We start from the raw sequence: 25,583 nt of genomic DNA, 5'->3' as shown, positions 1-25,583 counted from the left end.
TTATTCACAGTCAAACCACTTCCCGGCGCGCACCACGGCAAGCGCCACCAGCGCCCGATCGCCCGTCAGCGTCTGCTGTTCGGCATCGGTAAAGACGGTTGGCTCGCGGCGCAGTTCAAAGAGGGTCAGGTCGCCGTCCAGCCCAACGGCCAGGCGGCCTTTGTTTTTCAACCTCAGCCCGTCGGCAGCGTGGGAAGTCACGCAGTCAATAACCTGCGGTAGCGACAGGCCGATGGAGAGGAATTTCGACATCACCGCCCCCAGGGAATGTACCGGGCCGCTAATGCGGTTGCGGCAGTAGATATCCGAGCTGATGCTGTGCGGCAAAATGCCCTGCTGGATAGCTACTCGCGCCACTTCAAAACTGAAGCTGGCAGTACCGTGGCCAACATCCAGCCGCACGCCGCGCTGAATCGCCCGGGAAACGCAAGCACGAAGCTGGCCTGCCGGGTTCAGAATGCGGTTAGGTTTGCCGTTATAGCAGTGGGTGATAATGTCGCCGCTGGTGAGCAGCTCGGCCACTTCGTCAAGATCCGGCGGGTTATTGCCGATGTGAACCATCAGCGGCAAATCGCCATTCTCTTTCTGAATTTCTTTCGCTCTCACCAATGGCGCAATGCCGTTTTCGCCGACTACGCTGCTGCTCATTCGCGCTTTCAGGCCGACGATAAAATCAGGGAGGCGCTTCACCGCCTCGCGTACCGCGTCGCCGTCGATATTGTTCATATTCGACAGCTCGTTCTGGGCTATCAGCCCGACGCGGGAAATATTCAGCAAGGCGTAGACTTCGGTCGCGGCACTGCGGGTGATTTGATAGAAGTCGTCTACGTCATCAGCCCCGGTGCTGCCCGCATCGATTACGGTCGTCACGCCGGTGTGAATGCCCACGCTGTCAGGTTCATCGTGGTAGATAGGGGATTTGGGATAACAGTGGACGTGGGAGTCAATCCAGCCGGCGCTGACGTAGTATTCTCCGTTCAGCTGGCGCTCTTCACTTGCTGCGCCCGCAATCTTACCCAAAGCGGCAATTTTGCCGTCCTTCAGGGCGATATCGATAACGGTATCGTCCACCAGCCGCGCCTGGCGCAGGATCAGGTCAAACATGTTTTTCTCCTTAACTGGCGGCGAGCCGCAGCCCGTCCGCCCTGGAAATACTGCTTACAACGCTACCGGGAAGATGGAGCCTAAGATCATGGCACCGAGGATCGCACCGCCGGTAATCGGTTTGCCCCAGAGGTAAAACAGCAAAGAGCCAATTAATGAACCGATACCAATAGGAATCGACGCCGTCATGGCGCTGAGAATAATCAACGGCCCCAGGAAGCGACCGGAGGCATTACCCGCGCCCATCATTACGTCTGCGCCGTAGGTGGAGTCGCTCTGGTTGATGGTAAATTTACGGGCGAGAATGATGATGTAGCCAATCGCCAGACCAATCACCAGGCCAGTCACCAGCGATGCGCCGAAGTTGGCTACCGGGAAGACAAAGCCCGCGCCCAGCAATAGCGCCGGAACGCCAAGACCAACGCCGGTCTGAATGGCTCCGCCGATATCCAGAATCCCCACCAGCGAACCTTCAATGATGCGGGCAAACAGGAAACTGGCGCCGAACGCGGCTACCGCGCCGTATACGCCGGTATCAATCCCCGACTTCAGCATCGCCACAAAAGCGACTTCGTTGAAGGCACCGATACCGTACAGGTAGTACATATGCGTCCCGGCAAAGACGCCGGAAGAGAGCAGGCCAACGAAGATCGGGAACGACCAGTCGGCATACCAAAAACCTTTATTCTGTTCCATGGTGGCCTCTTATTTTCCGCTGACGGCGTTATGGATAAGACTCAGCCAGTCCGGCGTGGTCAGATGGAAGGATTCGATCATTTTCATATCGAAGCCGCGGAAGAAGGCGCTCAGCACAAACAGAGCAACGATAGCCCCCATCATCACTTTAGTGACGCGATGCCAGCCGCTCTCTTCAACACCTTTACCGATAAGAATACCCAGCACCAGGCCCGGTACGGCGTTGCCCATAATCAGCTGCGCTGCGCCGCCGAAAATGGTTGCCCAGAAGCCCGATTTTTTACCGGCATCAATTGCCGCCAGCCAGAAGATAACCGGCATCACGGTGTTAACCAGCAGGTTAGCCGCAGGCACCAGAACCTTAACCGCCGTCACCTGTAGCGCGGCAGGAACCGCAGAGGCGGTGCTGTTGAGAAAGGCCACCACAACCATGCCAATAATGCCGCAGGCGATGGCCATTTTTTTCGGGTCATGCAGGGTTTCTGCCACGTTACGGTTTTTCACCATCAATGCCGCGGCACCCCAGTTAGGGATAATGCGATGGTCAACATCCTGGGTGAAGGCCCCCGCAGCCACCGAGGATGCCCAGGCGTTGAAGAAGAAGCCGAGACCAAAGGAGAAGTGAGAAGCCGGATCGCCTTCGCAGGAGTTCAGCTCGCCGAGTGTACGAAATGCGCCCATTCCCTGAGAGGTTGGCGCGTGGAACATACGCGCGGCCCCGGCGCCAACGCCCACACCGACGAGCCCGCCGATAATGAGTGATTTAAATAAGATAATGAGGAACATGTATCTGCCCTTGTTGGAGTTGTTTTAGTGCGCGACGAAATCCACCTCATCGAGGTTAAGAGCCGTCACGTTGACGGAAACATCCAGCTCCACGCTGTAGCTCCGCCTTTCCCGGCGCAGAAAGAAGAACAGAAAAGCTTCTTTGCGCACCCTGACCTGCGCCTGAACAACCTGCACGTCCTGTGGCTCAATGCGCAGCAGAATTTTGTTGGTGGACTTGAGCACCGTACCCTGAACCTGGTTCAGGGCATCGGAGAAGGCTTTGGCTTTAGTATCGCCGCGCCCGCTGACTCGCACCGTAGTTGCGAATTTCTCTTTCATACTTAGCTGCCGTACTTCTTGTTCCAGGCCAGGACCAGGCGTTCACCCAGCTCTTCTTTATCCATAAAACCAAAGCCAAGAACGTTATTGCCTTCGTTAATCGCGGTGACGCCTTCTTCCACAGAGCGCATGCCGTATTTCGCTTTGTAGCCATGTTTGGTTTGCGCGGTGATAGCACCTGCACCGCCGCTGCCGCAGAAGGAGATACCAAAAGTGGCGTTCTCGGCCTTCATCACGTCACCCAGTTTCATGTCGGCGGCGACGCCCGGAATAACCACGGCGCGACCGCCCGCTTTTTCGATCCCTGCGGCAACTTTCTGGCCTTTACCCAAACGGTCGCCGATCACTACGGTAATTTGTTCCATCGTTCTCTCCTGATTATTCAAAGATTGTCTTTCGCCACTTCGAAATGCACTGACAGTAACCACGCCTCTTCCACCGGCAGGTTGCCAAACTGATCCACTACCGCCTGAGCCATCGCCATCGACTCTGAAGATATTTCTTCGAACAGGCTCTCATCCACTTCCGGCAGCGGCTCTCCGGTAAGCGACCGATGTGCCATCGCTTTCACATGGGAGGCCAGCATCTGCTCCTGTACCGCGTTGGGCGTGATGTTCTTGCTCTTAAACAGCGCGTGGATAAAACCCTGTACGCGCGCCGTTAATTCCTCGGCTTCATTAACCATTACCGCTCCGTTGTTCACCCTGGGTACCTCGTTAACTAATCTGTTTTTAAGCTATCCGGCGGGGAGAAAGGTTTGTAGCGAGTTGTTTTCCACTTCGAAGTGGAAATCGGGGCGGCAATAGTGATCTGTTCCACATAAAGGGCGGGAATGAAGGTTTTTCACTGCCATGACGTGCGTTAGGTCACATAACCGGGCAATGAAACGGGAAATATCCAGCGGCCCTTTTTGTTCGAAACTGTGATGAGAGGAAGGTTTTGTCGCCATCATTGGCGTTGCTTATGACCAAGTGGAAACGGCCTGCGAGGAGCTGCGCAAAGCCAGGAGAGGAGCGCAGCGTTAAGAAAAAATAATTGTAGAATCGAATCCGGATTAAGTCCCTCGCGGGTTTAAAATCTGGTTAGCTCTTGAGCTAACATAGCCTATAAGCTAATATTTTCTCAGGAGGAGAGTATGTTCACTGTGGTTTTTCACAATGAAGCGGAAACGGAATTCACCGAGCTCCCCGCCATCCTTCAGGTGAAAATGACCAGGTTATTAAAGAAACTGGAAGCTAATCCCCGTTTACTCAGAGAACCTGACACCAGACATCTCGGAAAAGGCTTGTTTGAAATACGGACGATGGGCACGGACATAGCACGAGGATTATGGTTCTATCAGAGCGGTGAACGTATTTTTCTGCTGCGCATTTTCATCAAAAAATCCCCGAAGATCCCACCTGGAGAAATTGTGTTAGCCTTCCGTAGGCTGGAGGAAATGAAGCATGAAATATAAAACACTCGACCAGATTCATGAACAATCCATGCACAACCCTGAGTATCGTGCCGCCTGGGAAGCAGAAGAGGCATTAGAATGCCTTCAGGAAACATTACAGAAGTGGCGTGCTGAAGCAGGACTCACCTCCGCTCAGGTAGCGGAAAAAATGGGCGTTAAACCTCCAACCGTTTCAAGAATGGAAAGAAATGCCACTAAAATGAGCTACGAAACCCTGATGCGCTATGCACGCGCCTGTGGCGTAAACTTCAGACTTCAGCAGGTTTAAACCTGCCTCTGGACCAGGAAGCCCAATCCCCCGCATGAAAATCGACGCCGAAATCACCTTCCGTAAGCTTGAGATATTTATGGAGTTTATGGAAAAGGGCAACATTGCCCGCACCGCCGAAGCGCTGGGTATCAGCGGGGTTAGCGTGCATCGCGCCCTGCATACGCTGGAAGAAGGCGTGCGCTGCCCGTTGTTTATTCATAAAGGGCGCAATCTGGTGCCGCTGGAGTCGGCTTTTACCCTGCTGGAGCACAGTAAAGAAGCGGTGGCGGTAATGTCGCGGGGGCTTATTGAGGCTCGCCAGACGGCGGGCGTTGGCCAGGGGCGGTTACGCATCGGCACGCTCTATTCGCTGACGCTGGAAACCGTGCCGAAACTGATTATGGGCATGAAGCTTCGCCGCCCGGATTTAGAAATGGATCTCACCATGGGTTCCAACCAGGTGCTGCTCAATATGCTGGAAGACGGCGTACTGGATGCCATTCTGATATCCCTCTCCGAAGGCGAAGTAGACCGCTCGCGGCTCGAAGTTCTGCCGCTGTTCAAGGACGATATTTTTCTCGCCACACCGGGAAATTACCCCCTGGATACCAGCCATCCAGCGGATTTACGTGAGTTTGACGGCGAGAAGTTTGTTTCCCTGGCCGAAGGTTTTGCCACCTATGCAGGTTTTCAGGAAGCCTTCCATATCGCCGGTTTTGAGCCGGAAATCGTCACTCGCGTAAACGATATTTTCTCGATGGTGAGTCTGGTGCAGGCGGGTGTCGGGCTAACGCTGATACCGGGAAGAATGAAAAAGGTTTATGAAAATTCAGTGCAACTGCTGAGGCTCGCCGAGCAATATCAGATGAAGCAGACTATCGCTATTGTCTTCCCTCGTGCCCGCGAGCTTGACCCGAACCTGCTGGCGCTGGCGGCCGAAGGGCGTATGTACGCCCGCTCGTTTGTCGATACGCCTAACGCGCCGCTCTAGTTCGTTCGGCAAGGCGTGAAATCACCGCCACGCTATTTTGCTCGCGGCAAACTGTCACCCCTTCACGGAACGCCTGCCGGGTCAGCCCTGACAATACGCTTCCCGGCGGCATTTCTATTGCCAGGCGCACATCTCTCTCATTGGCCGCCACCATCGCATCACGCCAGCGCACCGTACGCGCCATATTAAGCGCCAAATCTTCGGCTATTTGCTCCGGTTGCCATAGCACGCGGCCCGTGCTGCCGCTGAGGTAAGCACGGCGCGGCCGGTTTACGCTCACGCCGTCAAAAGCCTGTTTGAGTTTCTGGGCCGGTTCATTCAGCAATGCGCAGTGAGAAGGAACGCTAACCGCGAGCTGCCGTGCTTTTTGCGCCCCTTTTGCCAGCGCTTTTTGCGCCACCTGCGCCATATCGTCTTCGCGCCCGGCAATAACAATTTGCTGCTCGGCGTTGATATTGGCGATATAGGTTCCGCTGCCCTCGACCAGGGCTTCCACCTGGCCTAAAAGCAGCCCAACGATGGCGGTTAAGCCGTAGCCTTCAGGATAAGCCTGTTCCATAAGATCGCCGCGCAGCGCAACCAGTTTTAAAGCATCCTCAAAGCTTAATACTCCGGCAATGACCGCCGCCGGAAAAGCGCCGATTGACAGACCGCTGACCATATCCGGCTCAACGCCGTTGCGCTCAAGGTCTCGCGCCCAGGCCACCCCGGCTATCAACAGGCAAAGCTGCACGGCGCGGGTATGTCTGAGAGCAGAATGAGTATCAAGCAGGTCGGTTTCATCCCCCAGAACGCTACGCACCTGCGCCATTATGGCGTCGCGTTCGGGCAGATTTTGCAGCATACCTGGCCGCTGCGTACCCTGTCCGGGAAAAGTAAAGAGTATTTTCATACATCGTCCTCCGGCATCCATGGATTGCTGGTCAGCACCGGGCCACGGCTGGTTTTCAGCAGCACTCGCCCTGCCCTCAGCCATTCCGCCAGCGCAAATCCGCCGTAAGGCGTTTCAATTTGCGTATCGGCGCGGCACAGCAGCCTGGCGGTCAATGCCTGCCATTCCACCAGCGCCTCCATCTCCTGTGGTTCAGGGCAGCGAATCAGCAAGTCGAGATCGCTCTCAGCGTGCAGCACCGGCACTTCCGTCGCCAGCGCATAGCCAACGCTTCCGGTTATGCCCCAGACCCACGGCCACTGGCGACCTGCCAGTTGAATTGCGCTCTGAACCGGCGGCATAGAGACAAAAGGAGAATGAAGAAGTGCCTCGCGGCTAGCTAATGCTTCCGGGCTGACAACACGCTTAACGCCTGCGGCATTCGCCCACCCGGCAGCACGTTGCTCCCGACGCATCCCGCGGATACCCACCGGAATGCACCCTTCACGTTCAACATCCCGCCGCACCACCACCGGCAGCGCGGGGCGCCACTGGCCTGCGACCCACTCCTCGCCAGCGCCTTCAAGAGCGCTGCGGTCAGCCAGCCAAAGGAGATCGTGGGGGCGGAATGTCGACATAAGTTAAAGTCCTGAAGTCAGTGAGATAAACAGCGGTAGCGACAGGATAGAGAGTACCGAGCTTAGCAACAACACGGCTTCCGCATCCGGAGACTGCACGCCAAAGCGGTTTCCAAATACCACGCCGAAGAAACCTGCCGCCAGCGCAATCATCAGGATAGAGGTGATGGCTACCGGCCCGGTCAGGCCCAGCGCCAGCACGATGCCCCAGGCGATAAACGGCTGAATCAGCAGTTTGGTAATGGTCGCCGTTATCACCACGGTGTTGATTTGCAGCTTACGGGCAGAAAGGATAACCCCGGTCAGGAACAGCGCAGCAGCAGTTGCGGCCAGGCCCAGCGGCTTAATTGAAGCCAACAGCAGCTCCGGCATGCGAATACCGAGTGCCGACAGCACAACCCCCAGCAGCGGCCCCCAGACGATAGGTTTTTTCACCGAACGCCACATCAGCACCGGCAGCATTGCCAGCGTAGAACCACTGGCTTCACCGGCAGCGCGCGCTTTTTCGCGTTCCAGAATCAGCAGGCAGAACGGCGTCATCAGAACGGAACCGCAGGCAATTGAGACCGCCACCGACAGCGAAGTCGACGGGCCTTCGCCCAGCACGCTGCCCAGGATTGGCAGACCCAGCGCCGCGTAGTTAGGTAAGGCTACGGTCAAAGTCAGTACGGCCGCATCCTGCGGAGACTTTTTAAACACGCTGGTCGCCAGGAAATAAATCGCCGCATAGGTTATCCACATCGCCAGCACCAGCACCACAATCAGCGGTGACTGCTGAACGATCCCAAGCCACGGAGTTTGCACGGTAGCGCTGAACAGTGCCGCAGGTAGCGCAAAATCCATGACAAAAATGTTTAACAGCGAGACATTTTTGTTATCGACCATCTTCGCTTTGCCGGCGAAAAAGCCCAGTAGCATGATGACAAAAATAGGAGCCAGAGCATGAACAATCACGTAAGTCATAACTTCACCTTGGTTAAAAAAGAGAGTCAGCACGGTCGCGATGGTTATTATTTTTTCAGACGTTTTTTTTACTCAGGCGCGCAGTACGCGCCTGGCTTTATCGTCTGGCAGGTCTGTCTTATTACCAGCGCTTACTACCAGCTGGCGCGCATGCGTTCGCGAACCAGCGCCGAGCTATGACGGTTCTTAGCATTGAGTCTGTTTTTCAACGTGTTATCTGTGCGAGCTTCATCAACGGCAGCCACTAATGCAGCATTTACTTTTGCCACATCTTCACTTTGCGGCGCATCCGGGTTGTTGATGTCCAGCAGGGCGGAAAGCAGCCCCAGCGTTTCATAATTGCTAATGTCGTAGGCCATTGGCGGGATGGTGGCGGCCAGTTTTTCCAGCGCCTCTACGGTGCGCAGCGTAATGCGGGCGGCCGACTCTTTACCCATCGCGTGGATCATTACGCCCTGGTCGTTAAAGGCCACCAGGCGGTTTGCCTGATAACCGTGCGCCAGAAACGCCCCGGACATAGCTTTACCCACGATCAGCCCAACAACCGGGTGACCGGCAAGACGAGCGTTAGCATAAGCTCCGGCCGCACCGGCCAGCGCCTGGTGAATACCAAATGCTTCCTCACGGCGGCCATAAGCCTGACTTGGAACATCAATCACCGCCACAATGGCGCGCTTTTCGGCCTTATCGGCGTCTTCGGCAACGGTTTCGCTGACGACTTTTGCCAGCGTCCAGCCCTCGAGCAGGCCAACTTCGCCGCCTGCGGCGCGGGGATAATGATTATTGGCGTCCGGCACGACGGCGATAAAGCGCGCCGGTTTCCCGTCAACGTTGCCGTCAGCCACCTGCACGGAGGCGCACAGGCCTGCCATGCGCGGCGCGTTCGGGGCTAAAGTGTCCAGCCAAACGGCGGCACGATTCAGTTTCTGGCTCATTAGTGTTTCTCCCCAAAAAGCTGTTTGATCTGTTCGGCATCGGCCTGTTTGTTGGTGTCGAAGTGGGTCAGGCGCTCCAGATACCACGCGTAGTTATCGGTGCGGTGCTTCGCCGGTACGCCTTTGGCAATAGCGTCGTTCACCGCCTGCTTCACGGCATGAACGCCGTCGCCCACCAGGGCATCAACCAGCCCGCTCTGGAAGCGAACCTCGCCCCCGGTCATGCTCCAGATAAACGGACGGTCGCGGGAGTCGTATTCATCAATCCCCGCTTCCTGCTCGATAACCTGCGGGCCGTTCAGGCCGAGGCGCGCTTCGCGGGTTACAATCAGGTAGCTGCAAAGCGCCGCGGCAATCGACATCCCGCCGAAGCAGCCCACGGTACCGGCAACCACGCCGATGACCGGGGTATAACGGCGCAGGTCAACTATCGCCGCATGGATATCTGCAATCGCCGCCAGGCCAAGGTTAGCCTCCTGCAAGCGCACGCCGCCGGTTTCAAGACACAGCACGGCCTGAGTAGGAATTCCGTTGCGGTTATCTTCCGCCGCCAGCTCAAGCGCCGCGGCCATTTTCGCACCGGAGACTTCGCCCATGCTGCCGCCCTGGAACGCACCTTCGATGGCAATCACCACCGCTGGCCCGCCGTTAATGGTGCCTTTAGCGACCACCATGCCGTCGTCAGACTGCGGCACAATGCCCTGCGGCCCTAACCACGGCGAGATGATGCCGTCGAACGGGTCAAGCAGTTCACGGTAGCTGCCTTCGTCTAACAGCAGGCGCGCACGGTCACGCGCTCTCAGTTCAATAAAGCTGCTGTCGTCACGCATGAGCCACCTCCTCAAAAACCTGTTCAATACGAATACGCGCCACGCCCGGCGTCGCGCCGAAGTCGTGGATCTGCATCTGCCCGGCAGGCAGGCTGCTCAGCGCGCTGAGACGGGTAAATAATGCTTTCCAGCGTTGCTCGCTGTTATCGACGGAAGTGGTGATGTCGATGGTCAGCGCCTGCCCCTGGTCTGCGGTAAACAGGACTTCCATATCGCCGGAGCCAACCACGCCAGCCAGGGCCTTGCCTTTGGCCGTGCGGGTTGCCGGAAATGACAACGTAATGTGTTCCATAACGCCCTCGTTAAATAAGTGTGTGAAGCGGGGCGGCATCGTTGGCGATACCGTCCAGCAGCAAGGTTGCGGCGAGTAAATCTGCCGCGCCGCCCGGAGAGGCATTGAGCGCCAGCATTTGCTGGTCAAGCACCGCCAGCGCGCTGCGGCCTTCCGCCGTTGCGCTGCCTCCGGCTACCAGCACGCTACGCGCGCCGTTCTGCATGGTTTCCAGGCCGGTTAATCCGGCACGGGAGAGCACACAGGTATCCGAAAGCGAGGTCATAATCGCCATCAGGGCATCAACCCGCGCCTCGCTTTCCAAAGCCCCGAACTGACGGCTACGTCGCAGCTGCGGCAGCGCAAGATGCATGACGTGAGGGAAACCTTGCTCAGCCTCCTCTCTGGCGCCCGGTACGCGATAACGCCGCGTCGCCCTTAAGCCCTTGCTGAAGATTTTTGGCGCGGCATCGTCCGGCAGGGCCGCTAGTTGGGCGGCGGTAGCGGCAATAGCTTTGCTGCTGCCCGCCATGCCGTGCATCGCGGCAGCCGAAACCAGCAGGCCAAGCGCCCAAATGGCTCCGCGATGGGTGTTAACGCCGCCGGTAGCGGCCATCATCTGCTGCTCACCTTCGCGGCCAAGACGCCCCACCAACTGGCGCAGCGCGATGTCTGCCGGACGTTCCCAGCTTTGTAATGCCAGAGCATGAAATGTCGGGGTCAGGCTGTGCGCCGAGCGCTCCATCAGCGCCAGACTAAGGTCGTGATGCGCGCCGTTTCCCCGACTGTCCACCAGACCGGGTTTCGGGCTTAAACGCGCTTCTTCAAGAAGGCTTTGGGTCGCCGCCCTTGCCAGCTCGCTCACACTTTCCTCAACGCCTTTCTGTGGATGTAATTTCATTACCAGCTCCGGAATTTCGCAGGCGGGTTATAAAGACCGCCGGACCATTCAACCAGGTCCGCCACGCTGCTGGCAGCCAGCAGAGAACGCGTAGCATCGCTGCGGCGAATACCCATATCTTCCGGGTAAACGACTTTGCCGCTTTGGCGCAGAGCCGCCACGCGCTTCGCATCCACGCCCAGGCCGATGTCGGTAATGCCTGCTACGGCCGCAACCATTGCGCGGCGCTCTTCAAGGCTCTCCGCACGGTACAGGTAAGCAATGCCTTCTTCGGTCAGGACGTGGGTAACGTCATCGCCATAAATCATCACCGGAGCCAGCGGCATCCCGGAAGTTTTGGCAACTTCCACCGCGTCCAGGGTTTCTACGAAGGTCGGTTTCACGCCCGCCTGGAAGGTTTCGACCATCTGCACAACAAGCTTTTTGCCGCGCTGCATCGGGTCTGGTTCGGTAATCATGTTCAGCCAGGCTGGCGTTGCATGGCGGCGGCCGTGCGGGTCATGGCCCATATTTGGCGCACCGCCAAAACCGGAAAGGCGGCCACGAGTGACGGTTGAAGAGTTGGCAAGGCCGTCAACCTGAAGGGTTGAGCCGATGAACATATCCACCGCGTACTGGCCCGCAAGCTGGCACATCGCGCGGTTGGAACGCATGGAGCCGTCCGCACCGGTAAAGAACACGTCCGGGCGAGCGCGAATGTACTCTTCCATTCCCAGCTCGCCGCCGAAGCAGTGAACGCTCTCCACCCAGCCGCTTTCAATCGCCGGGATCAGCGTCGGATGCGGGTTCAGGGTCCAGTGCTTACAGATTTTGCCTTTCAGCCCAAGCTGTTCGCCGTAAGTCGGGAGCAGCAGTTCGATGGCGGCGGTGTTGAAGCCGATACCGTGGTTTAGGGACTGCACCTGATGCTCGGCGTAGATACCTTTGATGGCCATCATCGCCATCAGGATGTGTTCCTGTTTGATCAATCGCGGGTCGCGGGTGAACAGCGGTTCGATAAAGAACGGCTTATCGGCAACCACCACGTAGTCAATCCACGAACCGGGAATATCAACGCGCGGCAAATCGCAATCATCGTCGACCAGCTCATTGACCTGGGCGATAACAATCCCGTCGTGGAAGGCGGCGGCTTCGACCAGTGCTGGCGTATCTTCGGTACTCGGCCCGGTGTACAGGTTGCCTTTGCGGTCGGCTTTATACCCGGCAATCAGCGCTACGTTCGGCGCAAGATCGACGTACAAGCGGGCATAAAGCTCAATGTAGGTATGAATAGAGCCTATCTCTAACTGGCCGTCTTCCAGCAGTTGGGAGATACGCAGACTTTGGGTTCCTGAGAATGAGAAGTCGAGCTTGCGGGCGATGCCTTTCTCAAAAATATCGAGATGTTCGCTACGTCCGACGCTCGGCATAATCATGTGCAGGTCGTGAACTTTTGCCGGGCTGACTTCGGCCAGCATGCGGGAAAGGAAATCCGCCTGTTTTTGGTTATTCCCTTCCAGCACCACCCGGTCGCCCGGAGCAATCAGCTTTTCCATCACCTCGACAAGATTGCCGGTGGGAATGACCTTCCCCTGCACGTTGCTGGACGCCATACGCCGCTGTTTCTCGCTGCGGCGGGTGTTCCAGACGCGGGCAGGCGTTTGGCTAGCACTCATTATTAACCTCCTGATTCAGCTAATCATTTTGATTTGCTTTAGTCTGGATAAAGTGTGCGCCGCGCGGGAGAGGCTATCAATTAAGCTCAGGGATCAATCATTAGCCTTAGAGTAATAATGGATATTTCGTTTTGTGACAGACTTAAAGTGAAAAGCGGGCGGGCTTCAGCTAGCCTGTGGGGTTTTGGCGGGTAAAAGGTTTACTCCGGCACCGGTAATGATAAAATTACCCCGTTCTCTCTCTTGATGTTAAAGCCTAAAAGGTCATCACAATGCTCATTAATCCTCTGTTAAAGCAGCCGCGCATCGCTTAGCGCCCTTCATGCTTTCCTTTCTGTAAACCGAGGCGGAACCCTGTTCCGTGGGCACACTATTGTGAGAAATAAATCATGTCAGAGACAGATAAACACTGGTCTCGTGTGGAGTACCTGCACGAAACGGTGACCAACCCCAATATTCATATTAAAGGCCGCCACAGCTATTACAGCGACTGCTGGGATAACGGTTTTGAAAACAGCGTTGTTCGCTATCTCCAGGGCGATGCGCTCAGCCAAAGCTGGGAACCAATCGGCCACCTTGATCGGCTTTGGATTGGCGATTACGTCTGCATCGCCGCGGAAGCGGTTATTTTAATGGGCGGCAATAATACGCATCGCAGCGACTGGTTTTCGCTGTATCCGTTTATGGAAACCCTCAAGGGATCGTATCGACCCAAAGGGGATACCCATATAGGCGACGGCAGTTGGATTGGCATGCGGGCGATGATTATGCCGGGAATAACCCTTGGTGAAGGGGCGATTGTTGCCGCAGGGAGCGTAGTCACCAAAGACGTTAGCCCCTATAGCGTAGTTGGCGGCAATCCGGCCAGGGTTATTGCCTGGCGCTTTGATCCATCGACCATAGAGCGGCTGCTGAAGCTGAATGTGTACCGGCTTAGCGACGAGCAGTTCGAGACCATCAGGCCGTTGTTGAGCAATAACGATATTGACGCGCTGGAGCTTGCCGTGAGGAGTCTGGCGTAATGACAGCGGGCGGGTTAAACCCGCCCGTTTTAAAACTTAGCGGAATTTCTTGTGGTAAGTATCGCGAGTGGCCTTAAATTCTCCGGCCGCGGCCTGAGCTTCCTGCACTTTGCCTTCGTTTGCCAGCTTCAGAGCGCCGTCAATCTGGCCCACGAGAATATCAAATCCGTGGCGGTACTCTTTCATGTTGGCGCTGTCGGCTGCTTCGTTTTCCAGCTTTGGCGGCGTGCCTTTTTGCGCGTCCAGCGCCGCTTCACGCATATTGCTCAGCGAGGTTTTCAGCTCGGCTGCATCTTTGGTGCTAAGCACGGTTTTGTAGTTCTTCGCGATGATGTCCATGTCGTCGCCAACGTCTTTAGCAAAAGCGGCGCCGGACAACAAAACGGATGATACTGCTAACATTGCAATCAGTTGCTTACGCATTTACTCACCTTATCTTTTTTATATGAGAAACGGGCGCGGAACGACGCGCCACATTGCTTTACTGACCGGCTATCTTCATCTCCGGAAGTAAGACTGAACCACACTGAATATTGCTACGTGTTTCTATATCGTTGCCAACGGTAACAATGTTGCGCCACATGTCCTTCAGGTTACCGGCGATGGTGATTTCGCTCACCGGATATTGTATTTCGCCGTTCTCAACCCAGAAGCCCGCCGCACCGCGAGAATAATCCCCGGTAATGCCGCTTACGCCCTGCCCCATCAGCTCGGTCACCACCAGCCCGGTGCCCATTTCTTTCAGCATTTCCTCAAAACCGAGGCCCTGACCGGCAATGCGCCAGTTATGAATGCCGCCGGCATGGCCGGTACTTTTCAGGCCCAGCTTGCGCGCAGAATAGTTGGTCAGCAGCCACTGTTGCAGCACGCCGTCTTTAACGATATCGCGGCGAGAGGTCACGACGCCTTCGCTGTCGAACGGCGTGGAAGCCAGCCCTTTCAGCAAGTGCGGATGCTCTTCAATGGTCAGCCATTCCGGCAGGATTTGCGTGCCGAGTGCGTCCAGCAGGAAGGTGGATTTACGGTAAACGGAGCCGCCTGCAATCGCGCCAACCAGGTGGCCAAACAGCCCGGTCGCCACTTCATTGGCAAAAATGACCGGCGCTTTCATGGTCGACAGCTTGCGCGGGGAAAGGCGAGAAAGCGTGCGGCGGGCGCAATCGGCACCTACCCATTCAGGCGTTTTCAGGTCTTCCATCGCACGGCCAATGGTGTAGGCATAATCACGCTCCATATCGCCGTTCTCTTCGGCAATCACGCAGCTGGAGAGCGAGTGGCGCGTGGAGCAGTAGCTTTGCAGCATGCCGTGGCTGTTGCCGAACACTTTAATGCCGTAATGGCTATTGAAGCTGCCGCCTTCGGTGTTGGTAATGCGTTTATCCACGTTCAGAGAGGCCTGCTCTGCCCTGGCCGCCAGCTCAATGGCCTTGTCGGGATCGATTTCTGTCGGGTGGAACAAGTCTAAGTCCGGCGCGTCAAAGGCCAGCAGCTCTTTGTCCGCCACGCCCGCATAAGGGTCGGGGGAAGTAAAGCGAGCGATATCCAGCGCCGCCTGCACGGTGCGGGCAATCGCGTCCGGGCTGAGGTCGGTAGAGGAGGCGCTGCCTTTGCGATTTTGATGATAAACGGTGATGCCCAGCGCACCATCGCTGTTAAATTCGACGTTCTCCACCTCACCGTAGCGGGTGCTGACGCTGATACCGGTGGTTTTGCTGACCGCGACTTCTGCGCCGTCCGATTTGCCTTTCGCCAGCTCCAGCGCCTGTGAAACCGCCTGCTCCAGAACCTGACGTTGTTGTGCTACTTGCGTGTTTACTTTCATCGCGACTGCCATAATGTAAGGTGAGTCGTTCAAGTCTAACAGGATCAGAACAATTTCGCAGTGCAGCCCCTTTGCTGGTAATATCCGCGTCAACTTTTTTAAGGAGCCTAATATGACCAAGCAGCCCGAAGACTGGCTCGACGATGTGCCCGATAATGAAAATGAAGACGAAGATGATGAAATTATCTGGGTCAGTAAAAGCGAAATTAAGCGCGATGCCGAAGAGCTAAAACGCCTGGGTATGGAGCTGATGGAGCTGGGTAAAAACGCCCTCGATAAAATCCCGCTCGACGACGATTTACGTGCCGCCATTGAGCTGGCGCAGCGCATTAAAAAAGAAGGCCGCCGACGCCAGGTGCAGCTGATCGGCAAAATGATGCGATCCCGCGATGTTGACCCGATTCGTCAGGCGCTCGACAAGCTGAAAAACCGCCATAACCAGCAGGTTTCGCTGTTCCACAAGCTGGAAGCGCTACGTGACCGCCTGGTAGAAGAAGGCGACGAAGCGATGACCGAAGTGCTGAGACTATACCCGCAGGCTGACCGCCAGCAGCTGCGCGTGCTTATCCGTAACGCGCAAAAAGAAAAAGCGGCCAATAAGCCGCCTAAGTCATACCGTCAGATCTTCTCTTATCTGCGCGAACTCGCAGAAGAGCAAGAGCGCTAAAAGTTAGCGCTGGCCGAAGGCTTTTCGCCGGGCCAGCGCAAAACTTCCCTGCCCGTTTCTCAGGTCAAATTACTGCGGCGATAGAGCGCCACCCCAACCGCCAGCACGGCGAGCATCCCCGCACAGCTACGGTTTACCCAGCGCATAACATTAGCGGAAAATTTACGCATCGCGTGGCGGCCACCCCAGGCATAAATCGTCATCATAATGCAGTCGATTACCGCGCTGACCAGCGCCAGAATCAGATACTGGGTTGCCACCGGCTCCTGCGGGCGAATGAACTGCGGTAAAAATGCCGAGAAGAACAGCAGCCCTTTTGGGTTAGACAGGCCAACCATCAGCGAGCGCAGAAACGCCGTTTTCCCCGTCGCTACCGCCGCCGAGGCGCTAACCGTTAAAGCTTTAGCCGGGGCGCGCCACAGCACGCAGGCCAGATAGACCAAATAGAGAGCTCCGCCCCACTTCACCACCGCAAACAGCTGCTCGGAAGCCTGTAACAGCGCGCCAAGCCCGCAGCCGACAGCGCCAATAAGCAGCAGGTCAGCCAGCACCGCACCAAGAAAACCATAGCCTGCGATGCGCATCCCGTAGGTGGCGCCGTTATTTAAAGCCAGCAGCATAGACGGGCCGGGCGTGACCATTACCGCACTGACGGCAATGACGTAGAAAAACAGAGTGGTGATATCCATCAACAAGATCCTGGTGAAAGCACATCAATGCCCGGCGAAAACTTGCCGCCGGACGAAGAGAAAATTTAAGGCCGACGCGCCATAACCACGCGGCATAAATCATCAAAAAATCGCAGATACTGAGGCTCGCTGATTTTCTGCGGATAGCTCAGCACGATCAGTTCGTGATCGGGGATTTCCGGGTGATAAGTCGGGTGGTGATGCTGATAACTGTTTTCGCAGAAACCGAGGCTTTGATAAAAACGCAGCCTTTTGCAGGCAACCTCGGTCGTCAGCGGATCGATTTCAAGAATGGTTTGCGGGTAAAGCTGTAAAAACTGGCTGAGCATTCTTTTGCCGTAGCCCTGGGCGCGCAGCTGGCCGTTGACCGCCAGATGCTCAATATAGCTATAGTCGCCGAAGTCCCACGCGCCAATCATGCCGATAAACTCCTCGCCGTCGAACCAGGCCTGGAGACTGTAATTCGGGTTAGCCAGGGCGCTCACCTTCGCCGCAGGCTGGCGTTTTTCATGGCGCGGGAAGGCGCTTTCATACAGCTCGTCCACGACATCAAAATAGCGTGAACTGCGGTCGGTTATCCTTTTTATCGTCAGCATAGTTATCGTCCATAAAGCCTGCGCTGCCGCCGAAACTCTCCGCCGACAGCGCGATACGCAGTTGGGGATTAAGCGCGGTCGACCGTAAAGGCCAGCACGTCAGCCAGTTTTTCTGCCCCCAGCGCCAGCATAATCAGGCGATCAACGCCCAGCGCCACGCCGGAACTGTCCGGCATGCCTGCTTCTAAAGCCGCCAGCAGGTTAACATCTACCGGCTGTTGCGGCAGGCCGCGCGCCGCGCGTTTGCGGTTATCTTGCTCAAAACGCTGCTGCTGTTCACGCGCGTCGGTCAGCTCGTGGAAACCATTCGCCAGTTCAAGACCTTTGAAGTAAACCTCAAAGCGCTCGGCCACGCGGTGATCTTCGGTGCTGATTTGCGCCAGCGAAGCCTGGCTTGCCGGGAAGTGGTAAACGAAAGTCGGCTTATCTTTACCAATCTGCGGCTCAACGCCCATGGCAAACAGCAATTGCAGCAGCGTGTCGCGGTCTTCTTCCTGGTCGGCAATGTTGCTCAGGTCGAGCTTCGCCGCAGCTTCGCGCAGCTGCGCTTTGTCGGCAGAGAGCGGGTCTATTTCCAGATGGCGCTGGAAAGCCTGCTGATAAGAGAGGCTCTCCGCCGCACCGCACTCCAGCACCTGCTGTAGCAGGTCGTCGACCTCGTTCATCAGACGGTACATATCGTAGTGCGGGCGATACCACTCCAGCATGGTGAATTCAGGGTTGTGATGACGCCCCATCTCTTCATTACGGAAACTGCGGCATAGCTGGAAAACCGGGCCACAGCCCGCCGCCAGCAGGCGCTTCATGTGGTATTCCGGGCTGGTCATCAGGTACAGATTGAGGCCCTGAGAGTGGCCTGGACCAACGAAACGGGTTTCAAACGGCACCATATGGATGTCGGTGACCGTCGCCTGACTCATGCAGGGTGTTTCCACCTCCAGAACGCCGCGATCGGCAAAGAAGCGCCGGATCTCCGCCATAATGGCGGCGCGTTTTAATAGATTGGGGATGGACGCGCTCGGCTGCCAGGTGGCCGTTTCGCTCATGGGTAATTCTCCGTATTTATACAAGGCCGAGAAGTCTACCCGCATCACAGAAAGGAGACAAATTTTGCGCAGAAAATTTTGCTTATGGCGCAGAGCAGCCGGGAAATCGCTGGCTTTCCTTTAGATTCGGCGCGCCGTTTTTTTGCCGCTTTTACACCATTTTCAAAGTCAATTATGTGACCTGATTCATTAACAGAAGTAATTAATCAGCTCACAGAACGGCAAAAAAATCGAACAAATCAAATTTCCCTAAAATCCCTCCGGTTATACTCAATCTACCTACAAAGGAGCAGGGAAATCCCTTTCGCAGCCGCCGCCGTATCGACGGTGAACAACCCATTGGTCGTGTAGCTTTGCGAATCACTAAAATCTGGAGGAATGTCGTGCAAACCTTTCAAGCCGATCTCGCCATTATAGGCGCCGGTGGAGCAGGCCTACGGACAGCCATTGCGGCAGCCCAGGCCAACCCACAGGCAAAAATCGCTCTGATTTCCAAAGTCTACCCAATGCGCAGCCACACGGTTGCCGCCGAAGGGGGTTCCGCCGCCGTCGCGCAGGATAACGACAGCTTTGAATACCACTTCCACGACACCGTAGCCGGGGGGGATTGGCTTTGTGAGCAGGACGTGGTCGACTACTTTGTCCACCACTGCCCAACCGAGATGACCCAGCTTGAGCAGTGGGGATGCCCGTGGAGTCGCCGCCCTGACGGCAGCGTCAACGTGCGGCGCTTCGGCGGCATGAAGATAGAACGTACCTGGTTCGCCGCCGATAAAACCGGCTTCCACATGCTCCACACCCTGTTCCAGACTTCACTCCAGTTCCCACAAATCCAACGCTTTGACGAACATTTTGTCCTCGACATCCTGGTGGATGACGGCCAGGCTCGCGGCCTGGTTGCCATGAACATGATGGAAGGCGAGCTGGTGCAAATCCGCGCCAATGCGGTCGTCATGGCAACGGGCGGTGCGGGGCGCGTTTATCGCTATAACACCAACGGCGGCATCGTCACCGGCGACGGCATGGGCATGGCGCTCAGCCACGGCGTACCGCTGCGCGACATGGAGTTTGTGCAATATCACCCAACCGGGCTGCCGGGCTCCGGCATCCTGATGACCGAAGGCTGCCGCGGCGAAGGCGGTATCCTGGTAAATAAAGACGGCTATCGCTATTTGCAGGATTACGGCATGGGGCCAGAAACCCCGCTCGGCGAACCGAAGAACAAATATATGGAGCTTGGCCCGCGCGATAAAGTATCTCAGGCTTTCTGGCACGAGTGGCGCAAAGGCAACACCATCTCCACCCCACGCGGGGACGTGGTTTACCTCGACCTGCGCCATCTCGGCGAGAAAAAACTGCTCGAGCGCCTGCCGTTTATCTGCGAGCTGGCGAAGGCTTATGTCGGCGTTGACCCGATTAAAGAACCGATTCCGGTGCGCCCAACCGCACACTACACCATGGGCGGCATTGAAACCGACGCCCAGTGTGAAAGCCGCATCAAGGGGCTGTTTGCGGTAGGCGAATGTTCCTCCGTCGGCCTGCATGGCGCCAACCGTCTGGGCTCTAACTCGCTGGCAGAGCTGGTGGTGTTTGGCCGCCTGGCGGGTGAAAAAGCCGTCGAGCGTGCCGCTCAGGCACAGCCAGCCAACGACGCTGCGCTGAACGCTCAGGCAACCGACGTTGAAGCGCGCCTGAAGCAGTTGGTGAACCAGGAAGGCAATGAAAACTGGTCGAAAATACGCGACGAGATGGGGCTTTCTATGGAAGAAGGCTGCGGGATTTACCGCACGCCTGAGTTGATGCAGAAAACCGTCGATAAGCTGGCCGAACTCCAGGAGCGCTTCAAGCGCGTGCGCATTACCGACACCTCCAGCGTCTTCAACACCGACCTGCTTTACACCATCGAGCTGGGCCACGGCCTGAACGTTGCCGAATGTATGGCGCACTCGGCGCTGGCGCGTAAAGAGTCACGCGGCGCCCACCAGCGCCTCGACGAAGGCTGTACCGAACGTGATGACGTCAACTTCCTGAAACATACGCTGGCCTTCCGCGACGCCGACGGCACCACGCGCCTCGACTATAGCGACGTGAAGATTACAACGCTGCCTCCGGCAAAACGCGTGTACGGCGCGGAAGCGGAATCCGCCGACAAAAAGGAGAAGGCAAATGGCTGAGATGCAGAATCTGAAGATTGAGATTGTGCGCTACAACCCGGAAACGGACAGCGAACCGCATAGCGCAATCTACGAAGTGCCTTTTGACGAGCAAACCTCATTGCTGGATGCTCTGGGCTATATCAAAGATAACCTCGCGCCGGATCTCAGCTACCGCTGGTCCTGCCGCATGGCTATCTGCGGCTCCTGCGGCATGATGGTCAACAAAGTGCCGAAGCTTGCCTGTAAAACCTTCCTGCGTGAATACACCAACGGCATCAAGGTGGAGGCGCTGGCCAACTTCCCGATTGAGCGTGATTTGGTGGTCGATATGACCCACTTCATCGAGAGCCTGGAAGCGATTAAGCCGTACATCATCGGCAACGCTCGTACGCCGGAGCAGGGGCCGAGCAAGCAAACGCCTGCCCAAATGGCGAAATACCACCAGTTCTCCGGCTGCATCAACTGCGGGCTGTGTTATGCCGCCTGCCCACAGTTTGGCCTCAACCCTGAGTTTATTGGCCCGGCGGCGATTACCCTCGCCCATCGTTACAACCTGGACAGCCGTGACCACGGCAAGAAGCAGCGTATGCCGCAGCTTAACGGGCCGAACGGCGTGTGGAGCTGCACCTTCGTGGGCTTCTGCTCCGAAGTGTGTCCGAAACACGTTGACCCGGCAGCCGCCATCCAGCAGGGCAAAGTCGAAAGTTCGAAAGACTTTTTGATTGCCACCCTGAAACCACGCTAAGGAGTGCACCATGACGACTAAACGTAAGCCTTATGTTCGCCCCATGGCACCGACGTGGTGGCGGCAGCTTGGCTTCTACCGTTTCTATATGCTGAGGGAAGGCACCTCGGTTCCCACCGTTTGGTTCAGCATCGTGCTGATTTACGGGATTTTCGCCCTGAAGCACGGCGCGGAAAGCTGGGCTGGTTTTGTTGGTTTTCTGCAAAACCCGATAGTGATTATTCTCAACCTCATCACCCTGGCCGCCGCCTTGCTGCATACCAAAACCTGGTTTGAGCTGGCCCCTAAGGCCGCTAACATCATCGTTAAGGATGAAAAAATGGGGCCAGAGCCGGTGATTAAAGGGCTGTGGGCCGTCACCGCGTTGGTGACTATCGTTGTGCTGCTTGTGGCACTGTTCTGGTAAGGAGGATGTCGTGATCAATCAAAATCCAAAACGCTCCGACGAGCCGGTATTCTGGGGTCTGTTTGGCGCAGGCGGGATGTGGGGCGCGATTTTCGCCCCGGTTATCGTGCTGCTGGTCGGCATCATGCTGCCGCTTGGCCTGTTCCCAGGCGATGCCCTGAGCTTTGAACGCGTGTATGCCTTCTCCCACAGCTGGATTGGCCGCCTGTTCCTGCTGCTGATGATAGTCCTGCCGCTGTGGTGTGGCCTGCACCGCATTCACCACGCGATGCACGACCTGAAAATCCACGTTCCGGCCGGGAAATGGGTGTTCTATGGGCTTGCCGCTATTTTAACCGTGGTAACCGTCATCGGTTTGCTGACGCTTTAACCGCTCAGTACACGACAAGGCCTGCCACCGTGCAGGCCTTTTTAGTTTGCACATTGCCCGGCAAGCCAGCTCGAAAAATCCAGCATAGCCGGGGTTTCCACCCGGGATTGCAGCCTCGTTAACCAATAACTTCCCAGGCTTATACGGGTGTCAAAGGGGCAGACAATTCGCTCGCTGTTCAGCAAGTGAGTAAACATATTCACCGGGGCGATGGCGACCCCGGCACCCGCCTGCGCGGCCTCCAGCATCGTCACGGAGGAGTCAAATACCATCACCAGATGCGTTGGCGAGGGCGGCTGTTCACCCGCGGCGTGCAGCCAGGCGGCCCACTCGTCGCGCCGATAGGAACGCAGCAGGGTGAACTTCAGGACATCCGAAGGCTTTTTTAGCTCTGATGCCAGCGCGGCAGAGCACAGAGGAGCCAGCGGGGCATCGCACAGGAATGTAGCTTCGGTGCCATGCCAGGCTCCGCTGCCGAACCGCACCGTGTAATCCAGCCCTTCTGCCGCCGGGTCAACCCGGTTGTTGTGGGTCGAGAGTTGTAAATCGATATGCGGATAACGCCTGCGAAAATGCTCGAGCCTCGGCAACAAAAAACCCGTAGCAAACGTCCCCACAACGCCTACCTTCAGTTTCTCCCTCGCCTGAGCGCCGGAAAAACGGTCCAGCATTCCCGCTATGCGGTCGAACGAGTCGTTTAGCACAGGTAACAGGTTCTCCCCTTCCGTAGTGAGCATTAAGCCGCGGGAAACACGAACAAAAAGCTGGCAGTGCAGATGCTCTTCAAGGGATTTCACCTGCTGGCTAATCGCCGAATGGGTGACGTTTAGCTCGATAGCGGCATTAGTAAAACTTAGATGCCTGGCGGCGGCTTCGAAGGCGCGTAGCGAGTTAAGGGGAATATAGCTGCGTGTCATGGCTTTTTCCGTTAGAAAATCTTAAGGCTAATGCCAAATTTAATCGTTTGTCATCCAGAGTCAAATCCAACAAACTTGCCTCGTCTGATGGGCCCGGACAGCTATCATCTCTCTATGGAAGGTTATCAATCATGAAAAAATCCCTCTGCCTGACGCTGCTGCTCGCCGCCCCATGCTCTACTTTTGCCGCGCCAAAGCAGCTCACCGCGCAGCAGATCGAAAAAATCGTTAATCGCACGATTTCGCCGCTGCTGAAAGAGCAGGCGATCCCGGGCATGGCAGTCGCCGTTATCTATAAAGGCTACCCGCTGTATTTCACCTGGGGCAAAGCCGACGTGCAGCATAACGAGCCGGTAACCCGGCAAACGCTGTTCGAACTTGGTTCGGTCAGTAAAACATTTACCGGCGTGCTGGGCGGGGATACGCTGGCTCGCGGCGAGATAAGCCTGAGCGATCCGGCACAAAAATATTGGCCAGAGCTAACCGGCAGCCAGTGGAAAGGAATAACGCTATTACAGCTGGCAACCTATACAGCAGGTGGCTTGCCGCTACAGGTGCCTGATGAAGTTACCGACAGCGCCTCGCTGCTCAACTTTTACCAGTCGTGGCAGCCGCAGTGGGCACCAGGCAGCAAAAGGCTCTATGCCAACGCCAGCATTGGGCTGTTTGGGGCGCTGATGGTTAAGCCTTCAGGAATGGGCTTCGAGCAGGCGATGACAACGCGAGTACTGGAGCCATTAAAGCTGACCCATACCTGGATAACCGTTCCTCCCACTGAAGAGAGCCATTACGCCTGGGGCTACCGCAACGACAAAGCAGTACGTGTTTCACCGGGTATGCTGGATGCAGAAGCCTACGGCGTTAAGTCCAGTATCGAAGATATGGCGCACTGGGTGCAGGCGAATATGGCGCCGGAGCGGGTTGAACAGAAAAATCTGCAACAAGGGATCAAGCTTGCACAGTCTCGCTACTGGCGGATTGGCAGCATGTATCAGGGTCTGGGCTGGGAAATGCTGAACTGGCCGCTGAAGGGCAAAGTGGTTATCGACGGCAGCGATAATAAAGTCGCCCTTGCCCCGCAGACCGCGGTGGCTATTAACCCACCGGCCCCGGTAGTGAAGGCATCCTGGGTACACAAAACCGGCTCAACCGGCGGCTTCGGTAGCTATGTGGCCTTTATTCCTGAAAAGCAGTTGGGCATCGTGATGCTGGCGAACAAAAGCTACCCGAATCCTGAGCGGGTAAAAGCCGCCTACGCTATTCTTGAAGCGCTGCAATAACCTCCTTCACGGCCTGTTCACCACGGGCCGTATTATTTCCGGCTTCGCTCACACTTTTTTCCCTGCCGCCATCTACACTTAGCTAAAAACCCTGGAAGGAATCTGCTATGCGCATTTGGCCCGCTGTCACCGCGCTTGCGGTTGCATTTTTCGTTGTCTCCTGTAGCGCCCCAACCCCTCCCGCCAGCGTCACGGTGGTTAAAAACTTCGAAGCAAAACGCTTTATCGGCACCTGGTACGAAATTGCCAGGCTGGATCATAGTTTTGAAAGCGGCCTGAATCAGGTTACGGCAACTTATAGCTTTATGGATGACGGCGGCCTGCGCGTGATTAACCGCGGCTTCAACCCCGACAGGCAGATGTGGCAGCAAAGCGAGGGCAAAGCTTACTTTACCGGAGACCCGAGCGTAGCCGCGCTGAAGGTTTCGTTCTTTGGCCCCTTCTATGGCGGCTACAACGTGATTGCGCTGGATAAAGATTATCGCCATGCGCTGGTCTGCGGGCCGGATCTCAACTATCTGTGGATACTTTCCCGCACGCCAACCATTAGCAACGAGATTAAACAGCAAATGCTAGCCGCCGCCACCCGGCAGGGATTCGCGGTGGATAAACTCATCTGGGTGAAACAACCCGGCTCTTAATGAGTGGAAAGTTTCAGCCCAATAATGCCCAATACGATCAGAGCCAGGCTAATCAGGCGTGCCGGGTTAGCCGACTCTCCGAGCAGCAAGATACCGGTAATCGCGGCCCCAACGGCACCAATACCGGTCCATACCGCGTAGGCCGTGCCGGTGGGCAACGTCTTCATCGCCCAGGAGAGCAGCGCCATGCTAACCACCATAGCAATAATCGTGATAACGCTTGGCCACAGGCGGCTAAAACCGTGGGTATATTTAAGCCCTACTGCCCAAACAACTTCCAGTAATCCGGCAATGAAAAGAATAATCCAGGCCATAACAGCTCCAGTAAAAATGGGGCCGTCCCCGCTGTAAGATGCGCTTGCGGGTCGTCCCGCAAGGCTTAGGTGAGAACACTATCTTAGCACCGCTTTAGTGCTCTGGAAAACCGCGCCTACACGCCCCACAATGAAATAATCGTTTCAATCGACAGGCCTTGCTAAGCCTGGAATTGACCGCGAATTAGCTCGTATTTCCCTGATTCATTTGACTACTTTTGTACATATGATTAAACGTGGTTTG

32 protein-coding genes are annotated in these 25,583 nt (G+C 56.4%); 11 read left to right on the top strand and 21 right to left on the bottom strand.

What is annotated here, in order from left to right; translation table 11 throughout:
- Genes HMPREF0201_RS01020 through HMPREF0201_RS00995 form a run of 6 tightly spaced genes read right to left on the bottom strand, consistent with a single transcriptional unit; the run spans window position 1 to window position 3,592 of the window.
- Window positions 1-1,104 (bottom strand): amidohydrolase/deacetylase family metallohydrolase, encoded by a 1,104-nt coding sequence (locus HMPREF0201_RS01020; RefSeq protein ID WP_016517579.1) that lies wholly within the window; start codon window positions 1,102-1,104, stop codon window positions 1-3.
- A gap of 54 nt (window positions 1,105-1,158) precedes the next feature.
- Window positions 1,159-1,800: a DUF4310 family protein gene (locus HMPREF0201_RS01015; protein ID WP_016517578.1), complete on the bottom strand. Its 642-nt coding sequence runs from the start codon at window positions 1,798-1,800 to the stop codon at window positions 1,159-1,161.
- A gap of 9 nt (window positions 1,801-1,809) precedes the next feature.
- A complete protein-coding gene (locus HMPREF0201_RS01010) occupies window positions 1,810-2,586 on the bottom strand; it encodes a DUF4311 domain-containing protein (protein ID WP_016517577.1) in 777 nt (258 codons plus the stop codon).
- Window positions 2,587-2,610: 24 nt separating this feature from the next.
- The gene (locus tag HMPREF0201_RS01005) at window positions 2,611-2,907 is read right to left on the bottom strand and encodes a DUF4312 family protein (RefSeq protein WP_016517576.1); all 297 of its coding nucleotides are present in this window, start codon (window positions 2,905-2,907) and stop codon (window positions 2,611-2,613) included.
- A 2-nt stretch (window positions 2,908-2,909) separates the two neighbouring features.
- Window positions 2,910-3,272, bottom strand: a complete 363-nt coding sequence (locus tag HMPREF0201_RS01000) for an SFCGS family glycine-rich protein (protein WP_016517575.1) — start codon at window positions 3,270-3,272, stop codon at window positions 2,910-2,912.
- A gap of 17 nt (window positions 3,273-3,289) precedes the next feature.
- Entirely contained in the window at window positions 3,290-3,592 is a 303-nt protein-coding gene (locus HMPREF0201_RS00995) for a PRD domain-containing protein (protein WP_016517574.1), read from the bottom strand.
- A gap of 450 nt (window positions 3,593-4,042) precedes the next feature.
- On the opposite strand from HMPREF0201_RS00995, the gene HMPREF0201_RS00990 reads away from it, so the two are divergent.
- The 3 genes from HMPREF0201_RS00990 to HMPREF0201_RS00980 are packed head-to-tail and all read left to right on the top strand — an operon-like array spanning window position 4,043 to window position 5,604.
- Window positions 4,043-4,363, top strand: a complete 321-nt coding sequence (locus tag HMPREF0201_RS00990) for a type II toxin-antitoxin system RelE/ParE family toxin (protein ID WP_016517572.1) — start codon at window positions 4,043-4,045, stop codon at window positions 4,361-4,363.
- Window positions 4,353-4,631: a helix-turn-helix domain-containing protein gene (locus tag HMPREF0201_RS00985; RefSeq protein WP_016517571.1), complete on the top strand. Its 279-nt coding sequence runs from the start codon at window positions 4,353-4,355 to the stop codon at window positions 4,629-4,631. The genes HMPREF0201_RS00990 and HMPREF0201_RS00985 overlap by 11 nt, the downstream gene beginning before the upstream one ends.
- A gap of 34 nt (window positions 4,632-4,665) precedes the next feature.
- Window positions 4,666-5,604, top strand: coding sequence for a LysR family transcriptional regulator (locus tag HMPREF0201_RS00980; RefSeq protein WP_016517570.1), 939 nt, complete (start codon window positions 4,666-4,668; stop codon window positions 5,602-5,604).
- Here the strand turns inward: HMPREF0201_RS00980 and mdcH are convergent.
- From mdcH to mdcA, 8 genes are all read right to left on the bottom strand, one after another.
- Complete coding sequence (gene mdcH / locus HMPREF0201_RS00975; RefSeq protein ID WP_016517569.1) at window positions 5,588-6,496, bottom strand: malonate decarboxylase subunit epsilon; 909 nt, start codon at window positions 6,494-6,496, stop codon at window positions 5,588-5,590. The genes HMPREF0201_RS00980 and mdcH overlap by 17 nt on opposite strands.
- Window positions 6,493-7,113, bottom strand: coding sequence for a malonate decarboxylase holo-ACP synthase (locus tag HMPREF0201_RS00970; protein ID WP_016517568.1), 621 nt, complete (start codon window positions 7,111-7,113; stop codon window positions 6,493-6,495). The genes mdcH and HMPREF0201_RS00970 overlap by 4 nt, the downstream gene beginning before the upstream one ends.
- Window positions 7,114-7,116: 3 nt before the next feature.
- Window positions 7,117-8,076 carry an AEC family transporter gene (locus tag HMPREF0201_RS00965; protein WP_016517567.1) on the bottom strand — a complete coding sequence of 320 codons (960 nt, stop codon included), beginning with the start codon at window positions 8,074-8,076 and terminating at the stop codon, window positions 7,117-7,119.
- 134 nt (window positions 8,077-8,210) lie between these two features.
- Complete coding sequence (gene mdcE / locus HMPREF0201_RS00960; protein ID WP_016517566.1) at window positions 8,211-9,011, bottom strand: biotin-independent malonate decarboxylase subunit gamma; 801 nt, start codon at window positions 9,009-9,011, stop codon at window positions 8,211-8,213.
- A complete protein-coding gene (locus HMPREF0201_RS00955) occupies window positions 9,011-9,841 on the bottom strand; it encodes a biotin-independent malonate decarboxylase subunit beta (protein ID WP_016517565.1) in 831 nt (276 codons plus the stop codon). Before HMPREF0201_RS00955 ends, mdcE begins: the two co-directional genes overlap by 1 nt.
- On the bottom strand, window positions 9,834-10,133 hold the full coding sequence (mdcC, locus tag HMPREF0201_RS00950; protein ID WP_016517564.1) for a malonate decarboxylase acyl carrier protein: 300 nt from the start codon (window positions 10,131-10,133) through the stop codon (window positions 9,834-9,836). The genes HMPREF0201_RS00955 and mdcC overlap by 8 nt, the downstream gene beginning before the upstream one ends.
- A gap of 10 nt (window positions 10,134-10,143) precedes the next feature.
- Window positions 10,144-11,013: a triphosphoribosyl-dephospho-CoA synthase gene (locus HMPREF0201_RS00945; RefSeq protein WP_016517563.1), complete on the bottom strand. Its 870-nt coding sequence runs from the start codon at window positions 11,011-11,013 to the stop codon at window positions 10,144-10,146.
- Window positions 11,013-12,668, bottom strand: a complete 1,656-nt coding sequence (gene mdcA / locus HMPREF0201_RS00940) for a malonate decarboxylase subunit alpha (protein WP_039897832.1) — start codon at window positions 12,666-12,668, stop codon at window positions 11,013-11,015. The genes HMPREF0201_RS00945 and mdcA overlap by 1 nt, the downstream gene beginning before the upstream one ends.
- 389 nt (window positions 12,669-13,057) lie before the next feature.
- On the opposite strand from mdcA, the gene HMPREF0201_RS00935 reads away from it, so the two are divergent.
- Window positions 13,058-13,690, top strand: a complete 633-nt coding sequence (locus HMPREF0201_RS00935; protein ID WP_016517561.1) for a CatB-related O-acetyltransferase — start codon at window positions 13,058-13,060, stop codon at window positions 13,688-13,690.
- Window positions 13,691-13,726: 36 nt separating this feature from the next.
- Here the strand turns inward: HMPREF0201_RS00935 and cybC are convergent, their stop codons facing one another.
- Together cybC and pmbA are read right to left on the bottom strand one after the other, a co-directional pair.
- Window positions 13,727-14,113 (bottom strand): cytochrome b562, encoded by a 387-nt coding sequence (cybC, locus tag HMPREF0201_RS00930; RefSeq protein ID WP_016517560.1) that lies wholly within the window; start codon window positions 14,111-14,113, stop codon window positions 13,727-13,729.
- 58 nt (window positions 14,114-14,171) lie between these two features.
- Entirely contained in the window at window positions 14,172-15,524 is a 1,353-nt protein-coding gene (gene pmbA / locus HMPREF0201_RS00925) for a metalloprotease PmbA (protein ID WP_039899078.1), read from the bottom strand.
- A gap of 100 nt (window positions 15,525-15,624) precedes the next feature.
- On the opposite strand from pmbA, the gene yjgA reads away from it, so the two are divergent.
- Entirely contained in the window at window positions 15,625-16,179 is a 555-nt protein-coding gene (gene yjgA, locus HMPREF0201_RS00920) for a ribosome biogenesis factor YjgA (protein ID WP_016517558.1), read from the top strand.
- A gap of 59 nt (window positions 16,180-16,238) precedes the next feature.
- On the opposite strand, the gene HMPREF0201_RS00915 is transcribed toward yjgA, so the two are convergent.
- From HMPREF0201_RS00915 to epmA, 3 genes are all read right to left on the bottom strand, one after another.
- Window positions 16,239-16,868 (bottom strand): LysE family translocator, encoded by a 630-nt coding sequence (locus HMPREF0201_RS00915; RefSeq protein WP_016517557.1) that lies wholly within the window; start codon window positions 16,866-16,868, stop codon window positions 16,239-16,241.
- Window positions 16,869-16,933: 65 nt separating this feature from the next.
- A complete protein-coding gene (locus tag HMPREF0201_RS00910; protein WP_016517556.1) occupies window positions 16,934-17,464 on the bottom strand; it encodes a GNAT family N-acetyltransferase in 531 nt (176 codons plus the stop codon).
- Between the two features lie 68 nt (window positions 17,465-17,532).
- Window positions 17,533-18,510 carry an elongation factor P--(R)-beta-lysine ligase gene (epmA, locus tag HMPREF0201_RS00905; RefSeq protein WP_039897831.1) on the bottom strand — a complete coding sequence of 326 codons (978 nt, stop codon included), beginning with the start codon at window positions 18,508-18,510 and terminating at the stop codon, window positions 17,533-17,535.
- 383 nt (window positions 18,511-18,893) lie between these two features.
- Between epmA and frdA the strand changes: the two genes are divergently transcribed.
- The 4 genes from frdA to frdD are packed head-to-tail and all read left to right on the top strand — an operon-like array spanning window position 18,894 to window position 22,187.
- Entirely contained in the window at window positions 18,894-20,684 is a 1,791-nt protein-coding gene (gene frdA, locus HMPREF0201_RS00900; protein WP_039897830.1) for a fumarate reductase (quinol) flavoprotein subunit, read from the top strand.
- Window positions 20,677-21,411: a succinate dehydrogenase/fumarate reductase iron-sulfur subunit gene (locus tag HMPREF0201_RS00895; RefSeq protein ID WP_016517553.1), complete on the top strand. Its 735-nt coding sequence runs from the start codon at window positions 20,677-20,679 to the stop codon at window positions 21,409-21,411. Before frdA ends, HMPREF0201_RS00895 begins: the two co-directional genes overlap by 8 nt.
- 10 nt (window positions 21,412-21,421) lie before the next feature.
- Window positions 21,422-21,817 (top strand): fumarate reductase subunit FrdC, encoded by a 396-nt coding sequence (gene frdC, locus HMPREF0201_RS00890; RefSeq protein WP_039897829.1) that lies wholly within the window; start codon window positions 21,422-21,424, stop codon window positions 21,815-21,817.
- A gap of 10 nt (window positions 21,818-21,827) precedes the next feature.
- Window positions 21,828-22,187: a fumarate reductase subunit FrdD gene (frdD, locus tag HMPREF0201_RS00885; RefSeq protein ID WP_016517551.1), complete on the top strand. Its 360-nt coding sequence runs from the start codon at window positions 21,828-21,830 to the stop codon at window positions 22,185-22,187.
- 41 nt (window positions 22,188-22,228) lie between these two features.
- Here frdD and ampR read toward each other — a convergent pair whose 3' ends face one another.
- Window positions 22,229-23,104: a LysR family transcriptional regulator AmpR gene (gene ampR, locus HMPREF0201_RS00880; protein WP_016517550.1), complete on the bottom strand. Its 876-nt coding sequence runs from the start codon at window positions 23,102-23,104 to the stop codon at window positions 22,229-22,231.
- Window positions 23,105-23,232: 128 nt separating this feature from the next.
- Here ampR and ampC point away from each other — a divergent pair, with 128 nt between their 5' ends.
- Window positions 23,233-24,384, top strand: coding sequence for a CMY2/MIR/ACT/EC family class C beta-lactamase (gene ampC / locus HMPREF0201_RS00875; protein WP_083478391.1), 1,152 nt, complete (start codon window positions 23,233-23,235; stop codon window positions 24,382-24,384).
- Between the two features lie 107 nt (window positions 24,385-24,491).
- Window positions 24,492-25,025 carry a lipocalin family protein gene (locus HMPREF0201_RS00870; RefSeq protein WP_016517548.1) on the top strand — a complete coding sequence of 178 codons (534 nt, stop codon included), beginning with the start codon at window positions 24,492-24,494 and terminating at the stop codon, window positions 25,023-25,025.
- Here HMPREF0201_RS00870 and sugE read toward each other — a convergent pair.
- Window positions 25,022-25,339, bottom strand: a complete 318-nt coding sequence (gene sugE / locus HMPREF0201_RS00865; RefSeq protein WP_016517547.1) for a quaternary ammonium compound efflux SMR transporter SugE — start codon at window positions 25,337-25,339, stop codon at window positions 25,022-25,024. The genes HMPREF0201_RS00870 and sugE overlap by 4 nt on opposite strands.
- Between the last annotated feature and the right edge of the window lie 244 nt (window positions 25,340-25,583).

Source organism: Cedecea davisae DSM 4568, assembly GCF_000412335.2.
Classification (GTDB): Bacteria; Pseudomonadota; Gammaproteobacteria; order Enterobacterales; family Enterobacteriaceae; genus Cedecea; species Cedecea davisae.
Note: the sequence above shows the minus strand (reverse complement) of the source record. Positions and strands in the feature narration are given on the sequence as shown.

Coding starts and splice junctions, on each gene's coding strand:
- HMPREF0201_RS01020 (WP_016517579.1), bottom strand. CDS start 1,104: ATGTTTGACCTGATCCTGCGCCAGGCGCGGCTGGTGGACGATACCGTT.
- HMPREF0201_RS01015 (WP_016517578.1), bottom strand. CDS start 1,800: ATGGAACAGAATAAAGGTTTTTGGTATGCCGACTGGTCGTTCCCGATC.
- HMPREF0201_RS01010 (WP_016517577.1), bottom strand. CDS start 2,586: ATGTTCCTCATTATCTTATTTAAATCACTCATTATCGGCGGGCTCGTC.
- HMPREF0201_RS01005 (WP_016517576.1), bottom strand. CDS start 2,907: ATGAAAGAGAAATTCGCAACTACGGTGCGAGTCAGCGGGCGCGGCGAT.
- HMPREF0201_RS01000 (WP_016517575.1), bottom strand. CDS start 3,272: ATGGAACAAATTACCGTAGTGATCGGCGACCGTTTGGGTAAAGGCCAG.
- HMPREF0201_RS00995 (WP_016517574.1), bottom strand. CDS start 3,592: ATGGTTAATGAAGCCGAGGAATTAACGGCGCGCGTACAGGGTTTTATC.
- HMPREF0201_RS00990 (WP_016517572.1), top strand. CDS start 4,043: ATGTTCACTGTGGTTTTTCACAATGAAGCGGAAACGGAATTCACCGAG.
- HMPREF0201_RS00985 (WP_016517571.1), top strand. CDS start 4,353: ATGAAATATAAAACACTCGACCAGATTCATGAACAATCCATGCACAAC.
- HMPREF0201_RS00980 (WP_016517570.1), top strand. CDS start 4,666: ATGAAAATCGACGCCGAAATCACCTTCCGTAAGCTTGAGATATTTATG.
- mdcH (WP_016517569.1), bottom strand. CDS start 6,496: ATGAAAATACTCTTTACTTTTCCCGGACAGGGTACGCAGCGGCCAGGT.
- HMPREF0201_RS00970 (WP_016517568.1), bottom strand. CDS start 7,113: ATGTCGACATTCCGCCCCCACGATCTCCTTTGGCTGGCTGACCGCAGC.
- HMPREF0201_RS00965 (WP_016517567.1), bottom strand. CDS start 8,076: ATGACTTACGTGATTGTTCATGCTCTGGCTCCTATTTTTGTCATCATG.
- mdcE (WP_016517566.1), bottom strand. CDS start 9,011: ATGAGCCAGAAACTGAATCGTGCCGCCGTTTGGCTGGACACTTTAGCC.
- HMPREF0201_RS00955 (WP_016517565.1), bottom strand. CDS start 9,841: ATGCGTGACGACAGCAGCTTTATTGAACTGAGAGCGCGTGACCGTGCG.
- mdcC (WP_016517564.1), bottom strand. CDS start 10,133: ATGGAACACATTACGTTGTCATTTCCGGCAACCCGCACGGCCAAAGGC.
- HMPREF0201_RS00945 (WP_016517563.1), bottom strand. CDS start 11,013: ATGAAATTACATCCACAGAAAGGCGTTGAGGAAAGTGTGAGCGAGCTG.
- mdcA (WP_039897832.1), bottom strand. CDS start 12,668: ATGAGTGCTAGCCAAACGCCTGCCCGCGTCTGGAACACCCGCCGCAGC.
- HMPREF0201_RS00935 (WP_016517561.1), top strand. CDS start 13,058: ATGTCAGAGACAGATAAACACTGGTCTCGTGTGGAGTACCTGCACGAA.
- cybC (WP_016517560.1), bottom strand. CDS start 14,113: ATGCGTAAGCAACTGATTGCAATGTTAGCAGTATCATCCGTTTTGTTG.
- pmbA (WP_039899078.1), bottom strand. CDS start 15,524: ATGGCAGTCGCGATGAAAGTAAACACGCAAGTAGCACAACAACGTCAG.
- yjgA (WP_016517558.1), top strand. CDS start 15,625: ATGACCAAGCAGCCCGAAGACTGGCTCGACGATGTGCCCGATAATGAA.
- HMPREF0201_RS00915 (WP_016517557.1), bottom strand. CDS start 16,868: ATGGATATCACCACTCTGTTTTTCTACGTCATTGCCGTCAGTGCGGTA.
- HMPREF0201_RS00910 (WP_016517556.1), bottom strand. CDS start 17,464: ATGCTGACGATAAAAAGGATAACCGACCGCAGTTCACGCTATTTTGAT.
- epmA (WP_039897831.1), bottom strand. CDS start 18,510: ATGAGCGAAACGGCCACCTGGCAGCCGAGCGCGTCCATCCCCAATCTA.
- HMPREF0201_RS00895 (WP_016517553.1), top strand. CDS start 20,677: ATGGCTGAGATGCAGAATCTGAAGATTGAGATTGTGCGCTACAACCCG.
- frdC (WP_039897829.1), top strand. CDS start 21,422: ATGACGACTAAACGTAAGCCTTATGTTCGCCCCATGGCACCGACGTGG.
- ampR (WP_016517550.1), bottom strand. CDS start 23,104: ATGACACGCAGCTATATTCCCCTTAACTCGCTACGCGCCTTCGAAGCC.
- HMPREF0201_RS00870 (WP_016517548.1), top strand. CDS start 24,492: ATGCGCATTTGGCCCGCTGTCACCGCGCTTGCGGTTGCATTTTTCGTT.
- sugE (WP_016517547.1), bottom strand. CDS start 25,339: ATGGCCTGGATTATTCTTTTCATTGCCGGATTACTGGAAGTTGTTTGG.